Here is an 18414-nt window from a genome sequence, read left to right on the forward strand (position 1 = left end):
GTCAGGCCGGCAGCGTCCCCGCGAGCCGGTCGAACTCCACCGCCCAGCGCGCGCGCCATTCGGCCTTCGCCGCGTCGTCGACCCACGCGCCGTCGATCCCGTTCAGCATGAACTGCCGCAACTCCGCGATCGTGAACCCGAAGTGGCTGAACATCAGCTCCCACGCCTCGCTCGGATTGACCTTGTGCAGCGTCGGATCGTCGGTGTTCGGATGCACCTTCAGCCCGAGCCCCGGCATCTTGCGCAGCGGATGCAACTCCGCCCATTGCTCCGGCGGCAGCGTGCGCAAATAGTACGAGTTCGTCGGCACGACCGTGAACACGATCCCGCGCTCCGCATAGCGTGCGCACAGGTCCGGGTTGTCGACGATCGTGTAGCCGTGATCGACACGATCGACCTTCAGCAGGTCGACCGCCGTCTCGACGTTGCGCCACGGCATGCCGAACTCGCCCGCATGCGCGGTCGTCTTGAAACCGGCATCGCGCGCGTTTCGATACGCCTTCCAGAACAATTCGGGCGGCCGGTCGTTCTCGCGATAGTCGATGCCGATGCCCGCGACTTCATCCGCGCGACTCGCCTTCATCCATTCGACGATCTCGACCGCCTCGTCCGGATCCTGCTCGCGGTCGATGCTCGGAATCAGCTTCGCGGTCACGCCGAAATCGCGCGCCGCATCGCGGATCGCCGCGACGATCGCCGCCTGCGCGTGCGCGTACGGAATTCCCGACACGCGTACGGTACCAGTCGGATTCCAGAAAAATTCGCTGTGGCGCACGTTGTGTGCGGCGGCATCTTCCAGATATTCGTAAGCAATCCGATGCAGATCGTCGGGGCGCGTCAGCAGATACTTGTCGAGCGCGCGCAGCACGTGCAGCACGCCGACCGGCTTCTCGCCGCGCGTGTAGAACGCGTCGATCTCCGCGCGCTCGATCGGCGCGCCGGTGCGCTCGGCGAGCGCGACGAACGTCTGATGCCGCACCGCGCCGAGCAGATGGCAGTGCAGCTCGGTCTTCGGCAGCGCGTGAAAGAAGGCCCGATGGGCCGGTGTGATGTCGATGCCCGTGCGCGCGGCCGGGACGTTGCCAGGTGAACCGTTCATGGGGTTTTCTATGTCAGGTGGGTCGATTGCGTCGCGGAAAGTCTCTCAATGCGGCCTCTCAATGCGGCCTCTCAATGCGGCCTCTCAGTGCGGCCTCTCAGTGCGGCTTCACGACGGTCCAGAAGTAGTAGCCGAGCGGCACCGCGAGCACGACCAGCCCCCACGGCACTTCGCGCCGGCGGCCGGCCAGCAGCTTCACGAGTACGTAGCACAGCAGCCCGCCCGCGATGCCGGTGCCGAAGCTGTTCGACATCAGCGTGAGCAGCACCATCGCCATCACGGGCAGCGCGTCGGTGAAGTCGTCGAAATGCGTATGGCGGATCGTCGCGAACATCGACAGGCCGATCAGGATCAGCGCCGGCGCGGTCGCCTCCTTCGGAATCGCGAGCGCGAGCGGCACGAACAGCAGCATCAGCGCGAACAGCGCGGCCGCCGCGAGCGACGACAGCCCGCTGCGCCCGCCCGCCTCCGCGCCCGCCGCCGATTCGACGAGCGCGGTCAGCGCCGGAATGCCGAGCACCGGCCCGATCGTCGCGGCGATCGAGTCGACGAGAAACGGCCGATTGATGTTCGGCAGGTTGCCCTGCTCGTCGAGCAGGTTCGCCTTCGCGCCGACCGCGAGCGCGGTGCCGAGCGTCGAGAAGAACTCGGCCGCGAAGAACGCGAACAGATACGGCGCCGCGGCGATGCTCAGCGCGCCGCCGATGTCGAGCTTGAACGCGACGGGGGCGATGCTGTGCGGCAGCGCGACGAACGACGCGGGCAGGTGCGTGACGCCGAGCGGCACGCCGGCCGCCGCCGCGACGAGGATCGCGATCAGGATCGCGCCCGGCACCTTGCGCGCCTGCAGCACGACCGCGACTGCGAGCCCGATCAGCGTGACGAGCGCGCCGGGCCGCGAGAAGTCGCCGAGCGCGAGCGCGTTCGCCTTCGCGTTCGCGACGACCATGCCCGCATTGCGCAGCCCGAGCATCGTGACGAACAGCCCGATCGATGCGCCGAGCCCGAGCTTGATCTGCACCGGAATCAGCCGCACGACGACGCTGCGCGCGCCGAGCAAGGTCAGCACGAGGAACGCGAGGCCCGACACGCACGCGATGCCGAGGCCGGTCTGCCAGCCGACGTGCTCGGTCGTCGCGAGCGTGACGCCGACGATCACCGAGCCGCCGATGCCGGGCCCGACGAGGAACGGCAGGTTCGCGTAGAGCCCCATCAGCACGGTGCCGAGCACGAACACGACGATCGTCGACGTGGTCGCGGCACCGCGATCCATCCCGCCGGTGGCGAGCAGCGAAGGAATCACGACGAGCAGATACGCGGCCGCGAGAAACGACGTGATGCCCGCGATCGTCTCGGTGCGCACGCTGGTGCCGCGCGCGGCAAGCGCGAAGCGGCGTTCGAGCCAGCCCGTCTGGCGCGCCGCGGTGGCGTCGGTCGATGACATTGCAGTTCTCCTGTGTTTCCTGAGTGTAGGGGTTTCTTTTCGGGACGTCTTTTCCTGAGCGCGGCGGTCTTATACTGCGGCGTACCGCATTCCGACCGCCACCGCCCGATGTCGTCCAATCGCTCGTCGTTGCTGCCCGCGCTCACGCTGCGGCAGGTCCAGCATTTCGTCGTGCTCGCGCACACGCGCAGCTTCACGCAGGCCGCGCAGGCGCTGTCGCTCACGCAGCCGGCGCTGACCGCGTCAATCCGGCAGATCGAGTTCCTGCTCGGCGGGCGCCTGTTCGCGCGCTCCGCGCACCGGATCACGCTGACGAGCGCCGGCGAGGCCGTGCTGCCGCTCGCCGAGCGGCTGCTGAACCAGGCGCGCGGCACGTTCGGCGACATGGCGCAGCTGATCGCCGAGCGCATCCAGACGGTGCGCATCTCGTTCATCCCGTCGGTCGCGGGCCGGCTGCTGCCCGCGCTCAACGCGCTGCGCGACGCGCAGCCGTCGCTGCGCTTCACGCTGACCGACCTGCCGAACAGCGCGCTCGTCGAGGCGGTGCGCGACGGTGTCGCGGATCTCGGCATCGGCGTGCGCGAGCCCGGCCAGGACGACGACGCGCTGCACTACGAACGGCTGTTCGAGGACGAGATCGTCGTCGTCGTGCGCCGCGACGATCCGCTCGCCGGCCCGAAGTCGGTGCCGTGGGCAAAGCTCGTCGGCCGCGACCTCGCGGTGTTCGTGCGCGGCAGCGTCAGCGAATCGCTGCAGCGCACCGGCGGCGCGGAGCAACTGCGTCTGACCGTCACGTACCGGATGGAGTACACGGAGCCGCTGTACGCGCTCGCGCGCAACGGCCTCGCGATCGCGGTGCTGCCGAGCCTCTACACGATGCATCTGCACGATCCCGAGCTCGTCGCGCTGCGCCTCGAGAAACCGCGCGTGAAGCGCGCGATCTCGCTGATCTCGCTCGCGACCGACGATCGCGGCCCGCACGTGCGTGCGTGCCGCGAATGGATCGTGCAGCGCATCTGACTCGCGCAACGCACGCTTACGGCAGCTTCGCGACGCTGTCGAGCAGCGCCGCGTAGAAGCGGTCCGCATCGACCTCGTCGATCCACGTCGCGTTCGGCGCGCGGCCGCTGTGGCCGGTCCAGTCGACGACGGTCTCGCCGAGCGTCCACTGCCCGGCCGTCTCGACGACGACGTTGACCTTGCGCCCGCCGAACATCGACGGATCGAACAGATAGCCGACCGCGGTCGGATCGTACATCGGCGCTTCCTCGACTCCGCGCCGCTTCTTGTTGTACGCGAGCTCGGCCGCCATGATGTCCGCGACGATCGCGCCACAACGATTGCCGAGCGCGCGGAACGGCGCGACGCGCGCGGGCGTGATCGGCGCCTTCACCGCGACGTCGCGCGGCAGCACGACGATCGGCACGCCGCTCCTGAACACGACGTCGGCCGCCTGCGGATCGACGTACACGTTGAACTCGGCGGCAGGCGTGATGTTGCCCCGCTCGAAGAACGCACCGCCCATCATCACGATCTCGCGCAGCGCGGCACGGATCTGCGGCGCCTCGATCAGCGCGCTCGCGACGTTCGTCAGCGGACCGATCGCGCAGATCGTCACGCTGTTCGGCGCCGCGTGCGAAAGCGTGTCGACCAGATACGACACCGCGTGCTGCGACGCGAGCGGCCCCTGCGGCTCGTGCAGTTCGACGCCTTCGAGGCCGGTTTTGCCGTGTACGTTCGCGGCCGTGATCAGGTCGCGCGCGAGCGGGCGCGGGCAGCCGGCGTAGACCGGCAGCGTCGTGGCGCGGCCCGCCCAGTCGCGAATGATCCGCGCGTTGCGCTGCGTGAGATCGAGCGGCACGTTGCCGGCGACCGCGGTCAGCGCGCGCACGTCGAGGCGATCCTGTGCGCCGAGCGCGAACAGGATCGCGATCGCATCGTCCTGGCCCGGATCGGTGTCGATGATCACGCTGCGGCGCGCGGGCGCATCGGCGGCGAACGCGTGGCCGGCCGGCAGCAGCGCGCCCGCGGCGAGCGCTGCCGACAGCGTCAGGAACGCGCGGCGGTCGAGACCGCGGCGATCGAAGGTCGTGTTCGCCGTCATAATCAGAACACGTGGCGGATGCCGACCGTCGCGGTCAGCTGACGTTTGCTGGTCGAGCGGGTGTACGCGAAGATCTGCGCAAACTTCGCGTCGCCGGCCGCCTGCTGGCCGATCACGGTCAGCGCGACGTCGGTGCGCTTCGACAGGTAGTAGTCGGCCTGCAGGTTCACCTGGTGCCACTTCGGATGCGTGTCGATCACGTCGTACTTGCCTTGCGTATAGCCGTACGCGGCGCCGAGGAACAGCGACGGCGTCACCGTGTACACGACGTTCGCGCCGACGTTCTGCAGATGCAGATGCGTGTTGTCGAGATAGTCGTAGTGAACGTCGGTGAACAGCGCCGCGAACTGCGCGTGGCCGACCGTGTAGAAGCCGCCGGTGCCCGCGATCCGCTGCCGGCTTGCGTACGCGCCCGGCGTGACCACGCTCTTCGCGAAGATCAGCAGCGGCGACGCGTAGTCGTTCGCGACCGCGCCGTCCGGGTTCGTGCCGCTGTACGGATGGTTGTACTGCGCGTAGACCGCGCTCCAGCGCAGCGGGCCGTGCTCGTAGCCGACGCCGAAGCTGTACGCGCTGTTGTTCGCGAAGCCGGTCGCGTTACTGAAGCCGTACAGCGCGGTCAGCTTCAGCCCGTTGTAGTCCGGGCTCACGTACTTGACCGAGTTCTGGATGCGGATGTCGTTGTAGCCGTTGTCGTTGTCGCCGATGTTCACGCCGTTGCTCGCGATGATCACCGGGCCGATGTAGTCGTGGATCGCGTCGTACTGGCGGCCGAGCGTCAGCGTGCCGTACGTGCGGTCGGACAGCCCGACGAACGCGAGGCGCCCGAACATGCGGCCGCTCTGCGACGCGGTGCCGGTCATCACGTTGAAGCCGTTCTCGAGCTGGAAGACCGCCGACAGCCCCTGCCCGAGATCCTCCTTGCCGCGCAGGCCCCAGCGCGGATTCTGGTCGGTGCCGGACAACGCCTGCCACGCGTTCTTGCCGCCCTGGTTCGTCGCGAAGCCGACGCCGGCGGAGATCAGGCCGTACAGCGTGACGCTGCTTTGTGCATAGGTGTGGGTCGCGAACGCGCCGAGCACCGCGAGGGGCGCGAGCTTGAGGAGAGCTTTCATACGGGTCGTGTAGTCTGAAGAATTCGTCTGGCTGGTCTTTTACAAGACCGGCCACGACTATACGAACCCGGGACGGATAATAAAAGTTTGCTTTACTTATCTACCCATAAAATAGATTTATTCTCGTTCAGCCGGATGGCGGGCTGCGCGACCGTGCACGCCAGCAGTGCGGGGCGGGGTGAACCAGCCCCGCGGCCTCGCTACCGTGCGTAGGAGTCGTACAGGTGCCCGGGAATGTTGTGGAACCGGACCTCGTGCCCCTCCTTCCGCGTCTTTCCATTACCGCCCGGCGAAGGACCGGAACCTGGATTGCGCCTATATCTGACGACGTTGCCGCCGACTTTACCGGCCATCCACTGCTGCTCGTCGCTCCTGCGATCGAGCCGGTGGGTCGCAATCGCCCTGGTCTGGATATCGTCGACCACCGTATACGTGTCGCCTTCGTCGCTATAGCGCGTCTGCTCCGCCAGCCAGTTGCGATTCCGGTAACGCCAGTACAGATACGTCGAAATGAAATGGTCAGCCAGCTGTCTGCGGTCGCCCATCAGCAGATAGTCCATCAAGCACTGCGGTGAACGAAACGAATCCGACTCGAGTGTTTCGCCGCTTTTGTTCAGCTTTTCGGTCGCGAATTTTTTCATGTCCGATGGAAAGCAATCGACGAGCCACTGCCATAGCGAGACCGACAGGCCGACGTTGCTGCAGCGGAAATCGACCGTTTGCGCGTAATAGTCGGCGGTCTGGTTTCCGACCACACCGGACTCCGCGATCGCGAGCCATTGCAGGCTGTGGCTATGCTCGCCGTGACGGGAATCCATGCTGTCCTTCCAGAACAGCTTTTTGCGAACGTGCGTGCCGAGCAGTGGATCGCCGGCGACGAGCACGATGCCGATCGGCGCATTGCCGCGCGCGCGGTCGCGTGCGCCGTTGGTGTTGATCTGCATCTGATTCTGGAACGCGAACCCGTAGCGGCGCGCAACGACGCCCATCGCTTTCGTGAATTTGTTCTGCTCGTTCCGATCGCAATATCGGTACTGGATCCACATACGTTTCGACACGCGCTCCAGGCTCGCGAGAAATCGTTGCCGGTCGCACAGAAAATGGGCGATCGCCGCGAAACCGTCGATATAGCCTTTTTTCCGCAGATCGTCCCCGTCGCGCTTGAATTTTTTCTCCACCGTGTCGAATTCGGCATGCACGAACATGCTGCTATCCAGGCTGGTTCTGGCCTGTGCTGCATCGGTAAACACAGTGCTCGCCATCGTCCGTCTCCTTTCGAAAAGATGCGGTTGTGCGTCAGCGCGTCGACAGCCTCACCGGCTTCTGCACGCCCGACGTCGGCGTGACCGTCGGCGGCGTGACCGGCCCGACGCTGTCCACGTCGTACGTGGTGCTCTGGTAGTAGGTCGTATGCGAGATGTCGAACATCTTGCCGACCAGGTTCTGCAGCTTTGCACCGATCGCCTTGATCCCGCTTTGCGTGCAGCCGAGCGACGCGCGCGTCTCGTCCTCGGTACGCACCCAGCCCCACGCGATCACCTTGATCGTCATCGACGGGTCGACGCGTGTGCTGTCGTAATGATCGTCCGGCCCGTCGGGCGGCCGGTGATAGCGGCGCACGCGAATCCACGCGAGCATGTCCTCGAGATTCACGTTGCGCACCGCGCTTTCCGGATACTGGGCGAGCTTGAACGTCTCCGCGGCGAGGCTGCCGCTCGCGATCGCGCACGCGAACACGCGTGTCTCGTCGGACAGCACCTCCTCCAACTTGCCGCCTTTCTTCTTGTTGCGCACCGTGACGACCTTGACCTTCTTCGGGCCGAGCAGAGCGCGCAGATCCGCGCCCCACCCCGACACCGGCCCCCTCAACCGCTGATCGATCTCGTACGAACGGAACATCGGATACGCGCACGAGATGTGGAACTCCTTCGCGAGACTATTCATCGTGAAATAGTCGTTGTCCTTGCTCCCTTTACGGAACCACATCTTTTTCCATTTCTCGTCACCGCTGTTCCACGGATGCCACGCCTGATCGACGCCGCAGTTCTTGCGCCAGAAGTCGAGTTCGGCGCGGCACCGCGCCCCTTGCTTGATGATGGTCGGCAGATCGCGCGTGTCACCCCGATAGCCGAACACGAACTCGCCCTTGGACGACCGTATCGCGACGCCGTCCGGCATGTTCGATTTCAGTGCGAGGTTCTCGGCGAAGTAATCCCCGGCCTGCGTGGTGGTCGCTTCCTCGAAACCGATCTCGAACAGGTAACCGAGGATCGCGCGCGGAATCGCGCGCGGCTTGCGCTCCAGCAGACCATAGAACGAACTCGCCAGCGACAGCGGAAAATCCTCCGCGAACGTCAGCTTCGCGGTCCGGCCCGCACCGACCACCTTCAGATCGAACATCAGGCTCAGGATGCGGCCGAGCATCCGCCCGATGTCGGCGTTCCCGGTGGCGGAAGGCTTGGCCTCCGCGAAGAAGTAGTTGAACCAGCCGCCGTAGTCGAGATTGTTGTTCGTCGAGCGCGTGTAGCAGATCGGCCCTGCAAACTTGCGGGCGAGATCCCACAGCGGATCGAAGAACTGGTTCGGATCCTGGAGCTTGTCCTGCGGCCACGGCAGGCGCACGGCGGCGCCTGGCGACGCGGGCTTGACCCACGCGTTGCGAAGAATATCGGACTCTGCCTTGATGATCGATTCGTAGACGGACATGACTGTCCTCCGAAGATTGGCTCACCGATCGACGACGCGCGCCGGCGCGGCGTTGTCGTCGCCGGCGCCACCTTGAAGCGCAGCCTCGGCCGCGCTTCCGATTAAATCGCCATCGATATCCGCTCGTACATCAATAATATTTGCCCGCATTGTAGTTATTGTCCAATAATTGAAAGTGCTGATTCCACTCCCTGTGAAGAAAATGGGCAATCTTGTCCATCCCGTAAGGGGATGGCTCCAGCTCCATGGGATTTTTTTCATCTCTGTCCGACAAATTCAAATCCCACTTTATTCTTCCCATTACTTCCTGGGCAGATACGCCTGTATTCGGCAGCCCCGGAAGACCGTCCGCGGAGCCCGCAAAAAGAAAAGTTTCCATAAGAAATTTATTCAAATCAGCAGCCCAGCCATCATAGTTATTCGATGCGCAATGCTTATTGAATATCTCCCTTTGCTCATCGTGCCACGACGACTGAAATACCGTGAGCGGCTTGGCCGATTCACCGGGACGATCCATGCTCAGCCCTCCGGAGTGCCCATTCAATCCGAGCTCGGATGCCAGAATATAAGATGTACACGTGGGACCCGCCTCCGCGTATGACGCCGCTTCCTCTATTTTCTTCACGTAAGCCTGATAATTCACGTGATATTTTTCAGGATTCAGTATGGGTAGCCAGGTCGGACATCTCATCACATTGAAGTAAAACATCCATCTCTGACTACGCGATTTAATTACGTCGCCGATAGTGTCGGTGGTAATCCATTCGTGCATTCCAGTCGACGATTCGAACTTACTGAGACGAAGGGCTGCAAGATCCTTTGGCCTTGTCGGCGTGGCGCGAGTCGAATCCTTGTGCATTTGGGCATAAGCAGCCAACGTCCCAGAATTCTCGCCATCGTAAAATCGCTTGTTAATCGATCTCAGTTTCGAGCTGAATTGGTACGACCCATGATTCGTAGGCTTGTCGTCCAAATCGTCGACATCCATGGCATTGGAAAGCTCCCGCTGCCTGTCCAGATATTTCTGGTCATGCACCTGGCCCACGAGAGCGCGACTAAAGGAACTTCTGGTCATTTTCCTGCCTCTTTTTTGAAAGCACGGTCTACAAAAATGTGATGCAAAAATGAGACCTGATACCGCTCACCGCCCCGCCTGCCCCACCCTCGCCTCCAGCCTGCGCCGCACGCTCGCCACGTCGATCCCGTACGCGCCCGGCGTATCCGCGAACGGAATGTACGCGGCAGGCGTGTGCAGCAGATACGCCTGCGTTTCGTCGATCACGATCCGATCGCTCGGGTCGTATCCGACGTTCGCGAGCTGACGCGTCAATTCCGCGCGCTCGGCGTAGCTGAGGTCGTGCCACCAGAACGTGCGGCACGCGTGCGCATAGACCGTGTCCGAGAAATACCGCCAGTGCCCGAGCTCGTGGCTCAGGATCGCCGCGCGCACCGTCGCGTCGATCGTCCCGCCGCCCGGCGCGGGGCCGGGACCCGGGATCGTGATCAGAAAATCGCGCTCGCTGCGTGCGCGCCACACACCATCTTCTTCGTGGATCAACCCCCAGCCGGCGAGCACCGTCAGCAATCTCCGCTCGCCATCGGTCAGCGTCAGATGCTGGTGCTGTGCGACGTCGAAGAAATGCGCGAGCTCGGTCGCGCTGAAGTTGTTGCCGGCCGTGAGGCCGGCCGGATCGGTGTCGAAGCGGCGCGCATGCGCGGCGATCGCGGCCATCGTCACGATGTGGTCGCGCGGCATGTCGCGACGCTCGAGCAGCGCAACGACGCGCGAAAACATCGCGCCCTGCTCGAACAGGTTCGGCGCGTGCATCACGTACAGGCCCGGACGGTCCGTGATCGTGAACAGACGCAGGCGCGCATCGGCCGGCAGCGATGCGTCGAGCCGCGCGAGCGGAATGCGCTGCACGGCGGCAGCGTCGAACCGCGGATCCGGCGATGCGTCGCCCGGCATCGGCGGCGGCATCGGCGTCGCCGCCACCACGCGCGCGTCGCCGGTCTGCGCGAATGCAGTCCCGGGCAGCCGCCCCCCGCCGCCGAACAGCAACAGCAGGCCCAGCGCAGCGGCGGCGGCGGCCGGCACCGTGCGCGCGGAATCGAAGCGCTTCATCGTCGACGCTCGTCGCGATCGGCGCTATTCGGTCACGGTCACGATCGTCACGCGCCGGTTCTCGGGCGCGGTCGGATTGCGCCGGTTCAGCGGGTCCGTCGATCCCTTGCCGACCGACGTCAGCCGCTCGGGCGCGATGCCGCCCTGCTGCGTCAGGTAGTCGACGACGGCCGCCGCGCGCGCCTCGGACAGCTTCATGTTCGCGTCCGCCGAGCCGCGCGGATCCGCGTGGCCCTCGACGCGGAACCGGTACGCGGCGAGCTTCTCCGACTGCAGCGCCTGCGCGACGCGGTCGAGCGCGGCCTGCGCGGTCTTCGTCAGCGTCGCCGAGTTGGTCGTGAACGTGATCAGCATCTGCGCGGCGTGCTGCTTCGCCGGGCTCGCGTGCGGCGCGCCCGGCGCCTTGTTCGACAGCACGAAGCCGCGCGTGAGCACGTTGTCGTCGCCGGCGGCTTCGTTGCCCGGCGCGAGTGCTTTGGTCACCGACTGCTCGGTGATGTCCTGCTCGTTCATCACCGAGCCACCCGCGTGGGCCGCCTGCGCGAGCGCGACGGAACCCAGCGCGACGAATGCGACGCGGCGTATCGTCCGCGCGCGGAGGAAAGAAAGATTGAAGGACAACATACGTCGGTCTCCGAACAAGTTACCCGCCCGGCGCATGCCACCGCCGGGCCTTTGCGCGATTCGCCCGCCTGACGAAGACGAGCGGACCGCGGCCGATTTGAAACTTCGCGATGCGGGTGCGTGCCGTCATCCCGCTGGCATCCCATCGCCATCCCGCCTTCATCCCGCCGGCGCATCTCCGCTCAAACGCGTCAGCGCGGCCACCGTCTCCCAGCCCGGGCACGCCGCATCGAGCAGCGCCGCGAACTGCCGCGCGTCGGGCAGGCCGGCCGCGACGCGCAACGTCGGCGGCACCGCATCCGAACCTTCGGTCCACCACGCGCATCGCCCGGGCGACACCGACGACGCGAGCCGTTCCGCGAACGCGTCGCGCCCGGCGCCGCCATCCGCAAGGGCAAGCCGCCACCGCACGCCGCCGTCCGGCGCGACGCCGGGCAGCGGCATCGCGTTCAGCGCGTCATCGAAGCGCTCGAGCACGAAATCGTCGGCGAGCGTCGACAGCGCGAATCGCGCCGCATCGTCGTACCAGCGCTGCGATCCGCGCAGCCAGCCGCCCGATTCGCCCAAATCGCCCGAATCGACACCCCGCACCGGCGCCGCGATCGTGAACGGAAAATACCGTCCGACGCGATCGACGCCCGGCATCAGCACCCCCGCCCACGCCGACGCGCCGCACACGCCCGCGCCGAGCGCGAAATGCCACAGCGGCGCATTCAGGTAGACGGGCAGCCACTGCGCGGCGAACCATTCGCGCGCGGCGAGCATCCCGCGCTGCAGCCACAGATCCCACGGCGCGGTGAACTCGCCGGGCAGCCGGCGCGACACGAAATCGCCGTGCGTGCGCACCTTCCCGAAAAAACCCGGCCCCTGGCCGTTCGCGTCGCTCATAGACGATCCGGACACCGAAACTGCTCGAACGCCGCACGCCGGAACGGATTCACGACGCTGCTCGCATTGAGCTCGAACTGCGCGCGCCGCCCGTCCGACTGGAAGCCGAACGTGAAGCGGTCGGCCTGCGCGGTCGGCCGCAGATCGGCCGCATCCATCAGGCGCAGCAGCGCCCACGGCCCATCCGCGCGCGCGGCCGTGCCGCTGCCCGGCGGCGCGAACTCGACGTGCGCCTGCGCGGTGCCCTTGCCGCTCGGCCACTGGAACTGCATCGCCTGCGGCGCGCCGGGCTTCGCGACCAGTTGCTGGCCGTCGATGTCGAGCGTGACCTCCGACAGCGACGGATCGATCGACACCGCCTTCACCGCGAAGCGCACCGACACGTCGCGCCCGCCCGCGCGGAAGAATGCGTCGCGGATCTGCGCGGCGCGCTGGAACTGCACGAGCACGTCCGCCGGAATCCCGAGCGCGTCGGTGCCCGCGCGCCAGCGCCACTGCGGCCCGGACATGTCGACGTAGCTCGCGAGATTCTTCTGGAAGAAATCGTCGATGAGCCCGCCGGGGCCGAGCACCTTGCCGAAGTCGTCGGGCGTCGCGTCGCGCGTCGATGCACGCACGAGCGGATAGCGGCCGTCGAGCGCCTGCCGGCACAGCGGCGCGACGCTGCCCTGCCACAGCGCGTTCAGCCGCGCGCGCTCGCCGCCGACCATCAGCGACGACGACCCACCCGCGACGTCGCCGACCACCGTCGCGATCGGCTGCGGCGCACCCTGCGCGGCGAGCTTCAGCTTCGTCAGCGCGTCGCTCGGCGGCGGCGGCAGCCCCTGGCGGCTCGCGGCATCGGCGGCCGCGAGATACGCGGCCGCGTCCTTCAGCGCGGCGAGCTGCGTGTCGAGCGGAATCGGCCCCGCCGCGCCGGGTTTGCCCGCGAGATCGTGCAGCGCCTGGAAGTGCGCGTCGACCGGATTCGTCTGCGCGGCCGGCGGCGCGGTGTCGTCGGACGCGTTGCCGAGCGCGCTTTCGAGCCGCTTCTTCATCGCGTCGAGCTTGCCGGTCAGCGCGGTCACGCCCTGCTCCGCGAGCGAGCCCCCGGTCTTCACGCTGCCGAGCGTCGTCTCCTGCGCGGCCGCGACCGTCAGCATCCGCAGCGGCGAATCGGGCGCGGCGAGCGCATTCGCGACACGCGCGCCCTTCTCGACGCCGTCGATCGGCACGACGCCGACGTCGTTCAGCAGCGCATCCCACTGCCGGATGTACTCGTCGTAATAGAGCTGCGTCATTCCGGCCTTCAGGTCCGCCACGCCATTCGGCGTCAGCACCGATTCCTCGCGGCCGAGCACCCAGTCGTCCTTCGCGATGTCGACCACCGCGAGATCGCGCAGCTCGCCGAACTTCCGGTAGCCGGCCCGCGTATACGCGCCGGGCACGCCGCGCGTCAGCGGCGCGCCGCTCTTGCGCACGAGCACGAACGCGGCGTTCGCGCCGGCGACGTTCGCGATCGTGAACTCCGGCAGCTTCGCCTGCGCGAGATCGCGCTGCACGCGGTTGAACATCCGCTGCGCGAGCGGCATCCGCGCGAGCGTCGTGCGCGCCTGCGCGATCAGGTCCTTGTCGAGCGGCAGCGACGCGTCGAACTGCGCGGGCGCGAGCAGCGCGGCGAGATGGCCGTCGATGTCGTTGCGCGCGTCGTCGCTCGCGTCGCGCAGCGGCCCGCGCCGCCAGTCGACGTCGGCCCACAGCCGCACCGCGTCCGCGTCGTAATGCGCGGAATCGCCGAGCATCAGATACGCGCGCAGCACTTCGTACTGGAAGTCCGGATTGTTCGCGTCGCCGCGGCGCAGTTCCTCCTCCATCCGCCGCACGACGAGCGGCAGGAGCGTCTGCCGCAACAGTCGCCGGTAGCTCGCCTGCGCCTCGAGGCCGAGCTTGTCGCCCTGATAGAGCCCGAGCCGCGACAGCAACGGCACCGGCTTGTCGCGATCCGCGTAGCCGCCGGGGAGGTCGCGCGCCGCGTTCAACAGCGGCAGCAGCGCGAGCGGATCGTCGCCGGGCTGCAGCGCCTGCGCGCGCTTTTGCAATTCGGCGACGTGCTGCTCGACGTCGGCGATGTACGCGCGATTGCGCTCGTAGCTGACGAAAAATCCGATCAGCGCGGCGATCAGCGCGACGCCGATCAGCGCGAGCGCGATCCGCTGCAACCACGCGCGGCGGCGCTCGAGCGCCGCATTCGTGCCCGCGAGCCCGGCCTCCTGGAAGATCACGTCGCGCAGCAATCGCGTGATGAAGTACGCGCGCCCGCTCGACGGATCCGGCAGCACCACCTGCCGCTGCAGCCCGAGCGCGGCCGCGACCGCGCTCATCACGCGATCGATCGGCCGGCCTTCCTGCGTGCCGCTCGTGAAATAGACGCCGCGCAGCAGCGCCGCCTGCTCGAAGCGCGACGTGCTGAACGTGTCGTCGAGGAACGACTTCAGCACGCCCTCGAGGCCCGCGAACTGCTGCGGGAAGCCATAGATCAGCGCGCGCCGGCGCGTGTCGGTCTCCTGCTGCATCCGGTGCAGCACGCGCGACTGGAGCTGTTTCTCGAGCGCGTCGAACTCGCCCGGGAACGTCGCGAGCGCGTCGTCGGGCGAACCGTTCTCCGTGTGCGGGAACGTGACGCCCCACACCTGCTCGCGCTCGTCGCGGCCGAGGTCGTCGAAGAACTCGACGAAACCGGCGAGCAGATCGCATTTCGTCACGACGACGTACACCGGGAAGCGCATTCCAAGCCGCGTATAGAGCTCCTTCAGCCGCTCGCGCACCGCGGACGCCTGCGTCGCGCGCTGCGTGTCGGACAGCTGCAGCAGATCCTGCGCGGACAGCGCGACGATCACGCCGTTCAGCGGTCGGCGCGGCCGATACTTGCGCAGCAGTTGCAGGAAGCCGGCCCACGCGGCCTGATCGGCCTCCGCGAAGCTGTCCTGCGTCGTGAAGCGGCCCGCGGTGTCGAGCAGCACCGCGTCGTCGGTGAACCACCAGTCGCAATTGCGCGTGCCGCCGACGCCACCGACCGCCTGCTTGCCGAGCCGCTCCGCGAGCGGGAAGCGCAGCCCCGAATGGACGAGCGCGGTCGTCTTGCCGGTGCCGGGCGCGCCGACGAACACGTACCATGGCAACTGATACACGTACTGGCTGCCGAAGCGGCCCTTCACGCGATCCTTGCGCAGGATCGCCATCGCCTCGTCGAAACGCTGCTTCAGCGTCGCGACGTCCGCTTCGGACTCCTTCTTGCCAGGCACGGGCTCGGCCGTCCCCTCGGCGACGACGCGCGTGAAGCGCACGTTCGCGAGCCGCGCGATCAGCCAGCGCCCGCCCCAGTACGCGGCCCACAGCGCGAGCAGCACGATGACGACCGCCCAGCGGCTGCCCGGCGTCGCGAGCGGCTCGCCGCCCGCGTAGCCGACGAGCGGCCCCTCGATCCATACGATCAGCGCGAGCGCGAGCACGCCGACGAGCGACAGCACGATCGGCTTCACGAGCCAGTTGACGAGCTTCATGCGCGTTCTCCTGCGGCCTGTTCTGCTGCTGCCTGGACGGCTGCTGCCTGTTGGCCTGCGTGTGCGATTGCAGGCGCGAGCGCCATTGCGAGCGTGCGCATCATGCGGCCCCCGGCGCGAGGATCGTGATGTCGACGCGGCGATTCTTCGCGCGATTGGCCGGCGTATCGTTCGGCGCGACCGGCTCGGTGTCGCCGCGCCCTTCCGCGGTGAAGCGGCCGGGCGAGCCGGCGCGCGCGGCGAGCATGTCGCGAACCGCTTCCGCGCGCGCCTGCGACAGATGCCAGTTCGACGGGAAGCGCGCGGAGAACACACGCTGGTTGTCGGTGTGGCCCGCGACGACGACATCGCCCTGCACGTCCTTCAGCGCGTCGCCGATCCGCTGGATCAGCGGCACGAACTGCGGATCGAGCTCCGCGCTGCCGGACGCGAACAGGCCGTCGCCATTGATCGTCACGATCGTGCGGTCGGGCAGCTCGGATACGCGCACGAGGCCCCGCGCGATCTCCGGCGCGAGGAACTGCGACAGCTTCGGCGCGAGCTTCGGCGCGGCCGCGGGCTTCGCGGCGAACGACGGCGCGGGCGCGACGCGCACGCCGTGCAGCACTTCGAACACGCGGTCGGACGCATCGTTGAGCCGGTAGCTCAGCACCAGATGCACGACGACGAGCAGCGTGCAGGCGATCGCCGCGGCCACCCACAGCGGCACGAGCTGCAGCAGCGGTTTGCGCTCGGCCTTCACCGGCGCCCAGTGCGGCGACAGATCGCGCTCGGGCGCGCCGCGCTGCGCGCGGACCATCTGTTCGAGCCGCTCGCGGATCGTGTCGAGCTGCGTGCGCCCGCCGTCGATCAGCCGGTAGCGTCCTTCGAAACCGAGCGCGAGGATCACGTAGATCAGCTCGAGCACGTCGACGTTGCCGGTCGGGTTCTGCGCGAGCCGCTGCAGGATCACGAAGAACCGCTCGCCGCCGGACGCCTCGTTGTGGAACGTGACGAGCAGGCTGCGGCTCGCCCACAGGCCCGCGCCCCACGGCGTGCTCGAGATCGCCTCGTCGACGAACGTGCACAGACAGTAGCGCGACGCGCCGAGCTTCTCGTCGTCGACGCCGTTCGCGCGGCCCTGCGTCTCGAACGCGCGGACCATCTGGATCAGTTGCGCGCGCAACTCCTCGACGTTCGGATGCGTCGGCAGCTGGCGCAGCGGCAGCGCGAGCTCGAGCAGCGGATTCGCCGCGCGCAGCAGCGGATTGAGCCCGCCGGCGGCCGCGGAAATCGGCGCGACCGCGGCCTGCGCGGCGACGAACGCCGCGCGCGCGCCGCCCGGCGTCGGGATCAGGATCGTGGCGCCGGAATCTTCGCCCGCGGCGCGCGGTTCGTCAGGAATCACGATGAACGTCCTCAGTCAATGCGGTGCGTGCGCTGCATGGGATGCATCAGCGGCGGATCGCCCAGAATTCCATCTTCAGCCCCGGAAACTCGCCGGCGACGTGCAGCGCCATGCCGGCCGACGTCGAGAACTGCTTCCAGAGCTCGTTGCCTCGATCCAGTTCGAAGTACGTAAATCCCGCGTGGAACGGCAGCTGACGCGGCGCGACCGGCAGCGCGCGCAGGCCGACGCCCGGCAGTTGCAGATTCACGAGATCGCGGATCCGCTCGATCGGCCCGATCTTCACCTGCGGCGCAAAGCCGGTCAGGATCGTCTCGGCCGGCACCTGCGCGTTCACGGCGAGCACGAACGTCGCCGACGCGTACAGGTTCTTGTCCGGCACGAGCGCGACGCGCAGCCCGAATTTGCGTTCCTCGAGCGGAATCGGCACCGCATGCGGGTCCATCACCATCGACAGCGCCGCACGCAGATCGTCGATCACCGGCGCGAACGTTTCCTGCAGGCGATCGTGCCGGTACACCGGATACGCGCGCGGACGCTTCGTCGGCCGGCTGAACGTCGCGAGCTCGCCGGCGAGCTGCGCAACGACCCGGTACAGCGCCTCCGGATGCAGCCCGGTCATCGTCGACAGGTGCGCGGCGAGCGGTTCGTGGCGGTTGATCAGTTGTAGCAGCAGAAAATCCGCGACCTCGGCGACGCCGGTCACGCCCGGCTGCGCGAGCCGCGCGGCGAGCGCTTCGCCACGCTGGTGCAGCAGACCGACGAGATCGTCGGCGAACGCGGCGAGGCGCGCGGCGACGCGGTAGTCGGCGCACGGCGGGCTGTAGTCGGGATCGAGCACGACGCGGTTGTCCGGCAGCCGCTCGACGACACGCACGACGCCGAGCGACGTATACGCGTTCGCGACGTCCGGCTCGAGCGCAAGCCGCACACGCAGCTTGCCGATCTGCATCAGCGCGGCGTCGGCGTTCGGATCGTTGCTGTCGGCAACGTCGAGCTCGTCGATCCGGTGCCGCGCGAAGTTCTCCTCGGTGTCGCCGTTGCCGGTCTCCGGCACCCCGGGGCGCCGCACCGGCAGCGCGAGCACGACGAGCATGCTGCGCGTGCCCTCGGGAATGTCGAGCGGCGCGGGCAGATCGTCGTCGGCGGGCAGGTTGAACGGCGTGCCGTCGGGCAGCACGCCCGAGCACGACAGCAGCGCGATCTTGCCGAGCTTCAGCAACTGCTCGTCGAGTGCGAGCGCGGTAAAGCCCCACGCGTACGGCCGCAGCCCCGACGCGCGGACTTCGAGCTGCGTCTGCAGGTAGCGGTCGTGCTGCTGCAGATGCTGCGGCTGCAGGAACATTCCTTCCGACCAGATGACTTTGCTGTTCCAGGACATGG

14 protein-coding genes are annotated in these 18414 nt (G+C 67.4%); 1 reads left to right on the plus strand and 13 read right to left on the minus strand.

Annotation, left to right across the window (positions count from 1 at the left end):
• Position 1: 1 nt before the first annotated feature.
• Both add and HZI36_RS04390 read right to left on the minus strand, forming a co-directional pair.
• Entirely contained in the window at positions 2 to 1099 is a 1098-nt protein-coding gene (gene add / locus HZI36_RS04385) for an adenosine deaminase (protein ID WP_179401413.1), read from the minus strand.
• Between the two features lie 97 nt (positions 1100 to 1196).
• Positions 1197 to 2543: an NCS2 family permease gene (locus HZI36_RS04390; RefSeq protein ID WP_179401414.1), complete on the minus strand. Its 1347-nt coding sequence runs from the start codon at positions 2541 to 2543 to the stop codon at positions 1197 to 1199.
• A 108-nt stretch (positions 2544 to 2651) separates the two neighbouring features.
• Between HZI36_RS04390 and HZI36_RS04395 the strand changes: the two genes are divergently transcribed.
• Positions 2652 to 3563 (plus strand): LysR family transcriptional regulator, encoded by a 912-nt coding sequence (locus HZI36_RS04395; protein WP_179401415.1) that lies wholly within the window; start codon positions 2652 to 2654, stop codon positions 3561 to 3563.
• A 16-nt stretch (positions 3564 to 3579) separates the two neighbouring features.
• Here HZI36_RS04395 and HZI36_RS04400 read toward each other — a convergent pair whose 3' ends face one another.
• The 11 genes from HZI36_RS04400 to tssK all read right to left on the minus strand — a co-directional run bounded on the left by HZI36_RS04400 (position 3580) and on the right by tssK (position 18412).
• Positions 3580 to 4647: a nucleoside hydrolase gene (locus tag HZI36_RS04400; RefSeq protein ID WP_179401416.1), complete on the minus strand. Its 1068-nt coding sequence runs from the start codon at positions 4645 to 4647 to the stop codon at positions 3580 to 3582.
• 2 nt (positions 4648 to 4649) lie between these two features.
• Positions 4650 to 5762: a porin gene (locus HZI36_RS04405; protein ID WP_179401417.1), complete on the minus strand. Its 1113-nt coding sequence runs from the start codon at positions 5760 to 5762 to the stop codon at positions 4650 to 4652.
• A gap of 200 nt (positions 5763 to 5962) precedes the next feature.
• Positions 5963 to 7024, minus strand: a complete 1062-nt coding sequence (locus HZI36_RS04410; RefSeq protein ID WP_179401418.1) for a LirA/MavJ family T4SS effector — start codon at positions 7022 to 7024, stop codon at positions 5963 to 5965.
• Between the two features lie 34 nt (positions 7025 to 7058).
• Positions 7059 to 8468: a hypothetical protein gene (locus HZI36_RS04415; protein ID WP_179401419.1), complete on the minus strand. Its 1410-nt coding sequence runs from the start codon at positions 8466 to 8468 to the stop codon at positions 7059 to 7061.
• 130 nt (positions 8469 to 8598) lie between these two features.
• On the minus strand, positions 8599 to 9543 hold the full coding sequence (locus tag HZI36_RS04420; protein WP_179401420.1) for a hypothetical protein: 945 nt from the start codon (positions 9541 to 9543) through the stop codon (positions 8599 to 8601).
• Positions 9544 to 9609: 66 nt separating this feature from the next.
• Positions 9610 to 10593 carry a hypothetical protein gene (locus tag HZI36_RS04425; protein WP_246326954.1) on the minus strand — a complete coding sequence of 328 codons (984 nt, stop codon included), beginning with the start codon at positions 10591 to 10593 and terminating at the stop codon, positions 9610 to 9612.
• Between the two features lie 24 nt (positions 10594 to 10617).
• Positions 10618 to 11217 carry an OmpA family protein gene (locus tag HZI36_RS04430; RefSeq protein WP_179401421.1) on the minus strand — a complete coding sequence of 200 codons (600 nt, stop codon included), beginning with the start codon at positions 11215 to 11217 and terminating at the stop codon, positions 10618 to 10620.
• A gap of 159 nt (positions 11218 to 11376) precedes the next feature.
• The gene (gene tagF / locus HZI36_RS04435; protein WP_179401422.1) at positions 11377 to 12105 is read right to left on the minus strand and encodes a type VI secretion system-associated protein TagF; all 729 of its coding nucleotides are present in this window, start codon (positions 12103 to 12105) and stop codon (positions 11377 to 11379) included.
• A complete protein-coding gene (tssM, locus tag HZI36_RS04440; RefSeq protein ID WP_179401423.1) occupies positions 12102 to 15644 on the minus strand; it encodes a type VI secretion system membrane subunit TssM in 3543 nt (1180 codons plus the stop codon). Before tssM ends, tagF begins: the two co-directional genes overlap by 4 nt.
• Positions 15645 to 15744: 100 nt before the next feature.
• Positions 15745 to 17031, minus strand: a complete 1287-nt coding sequence (locus tag HZI36_RS04445; RefSeq protein WP_179401424.1) for a DotU family type VI secretion system protein — start codon at positions 17029 to 17031, stop codon at positions 15745 to 15747.
• 46 nt (positions 17032 to 17077) lie between these two features.
• A complete protein-coding gene (gene tssK, locus HZI36_RS04450; RefSeq protein ID WP_179401425.1) occupies positions 17078 to 18412 on the minus strand; it encodes a type VI secretion system baseplate subunit TssK in 1335 nt (444 codons plus the stop codon).
• Between the last annotated feature and the right edge of the window lie 2 nt (positions 18413 to 18414).

Origin of the sequence: Burkholderia guangdongensis, assembly GCF_013403875.1 — a bacterium.
Lineage (GTDB): Bacteria > Pseudomonadota > Gammaproteobacteria > Burkholderiales > Burkholderiaceae > Burkholderia > Burkholderia guangdongensis.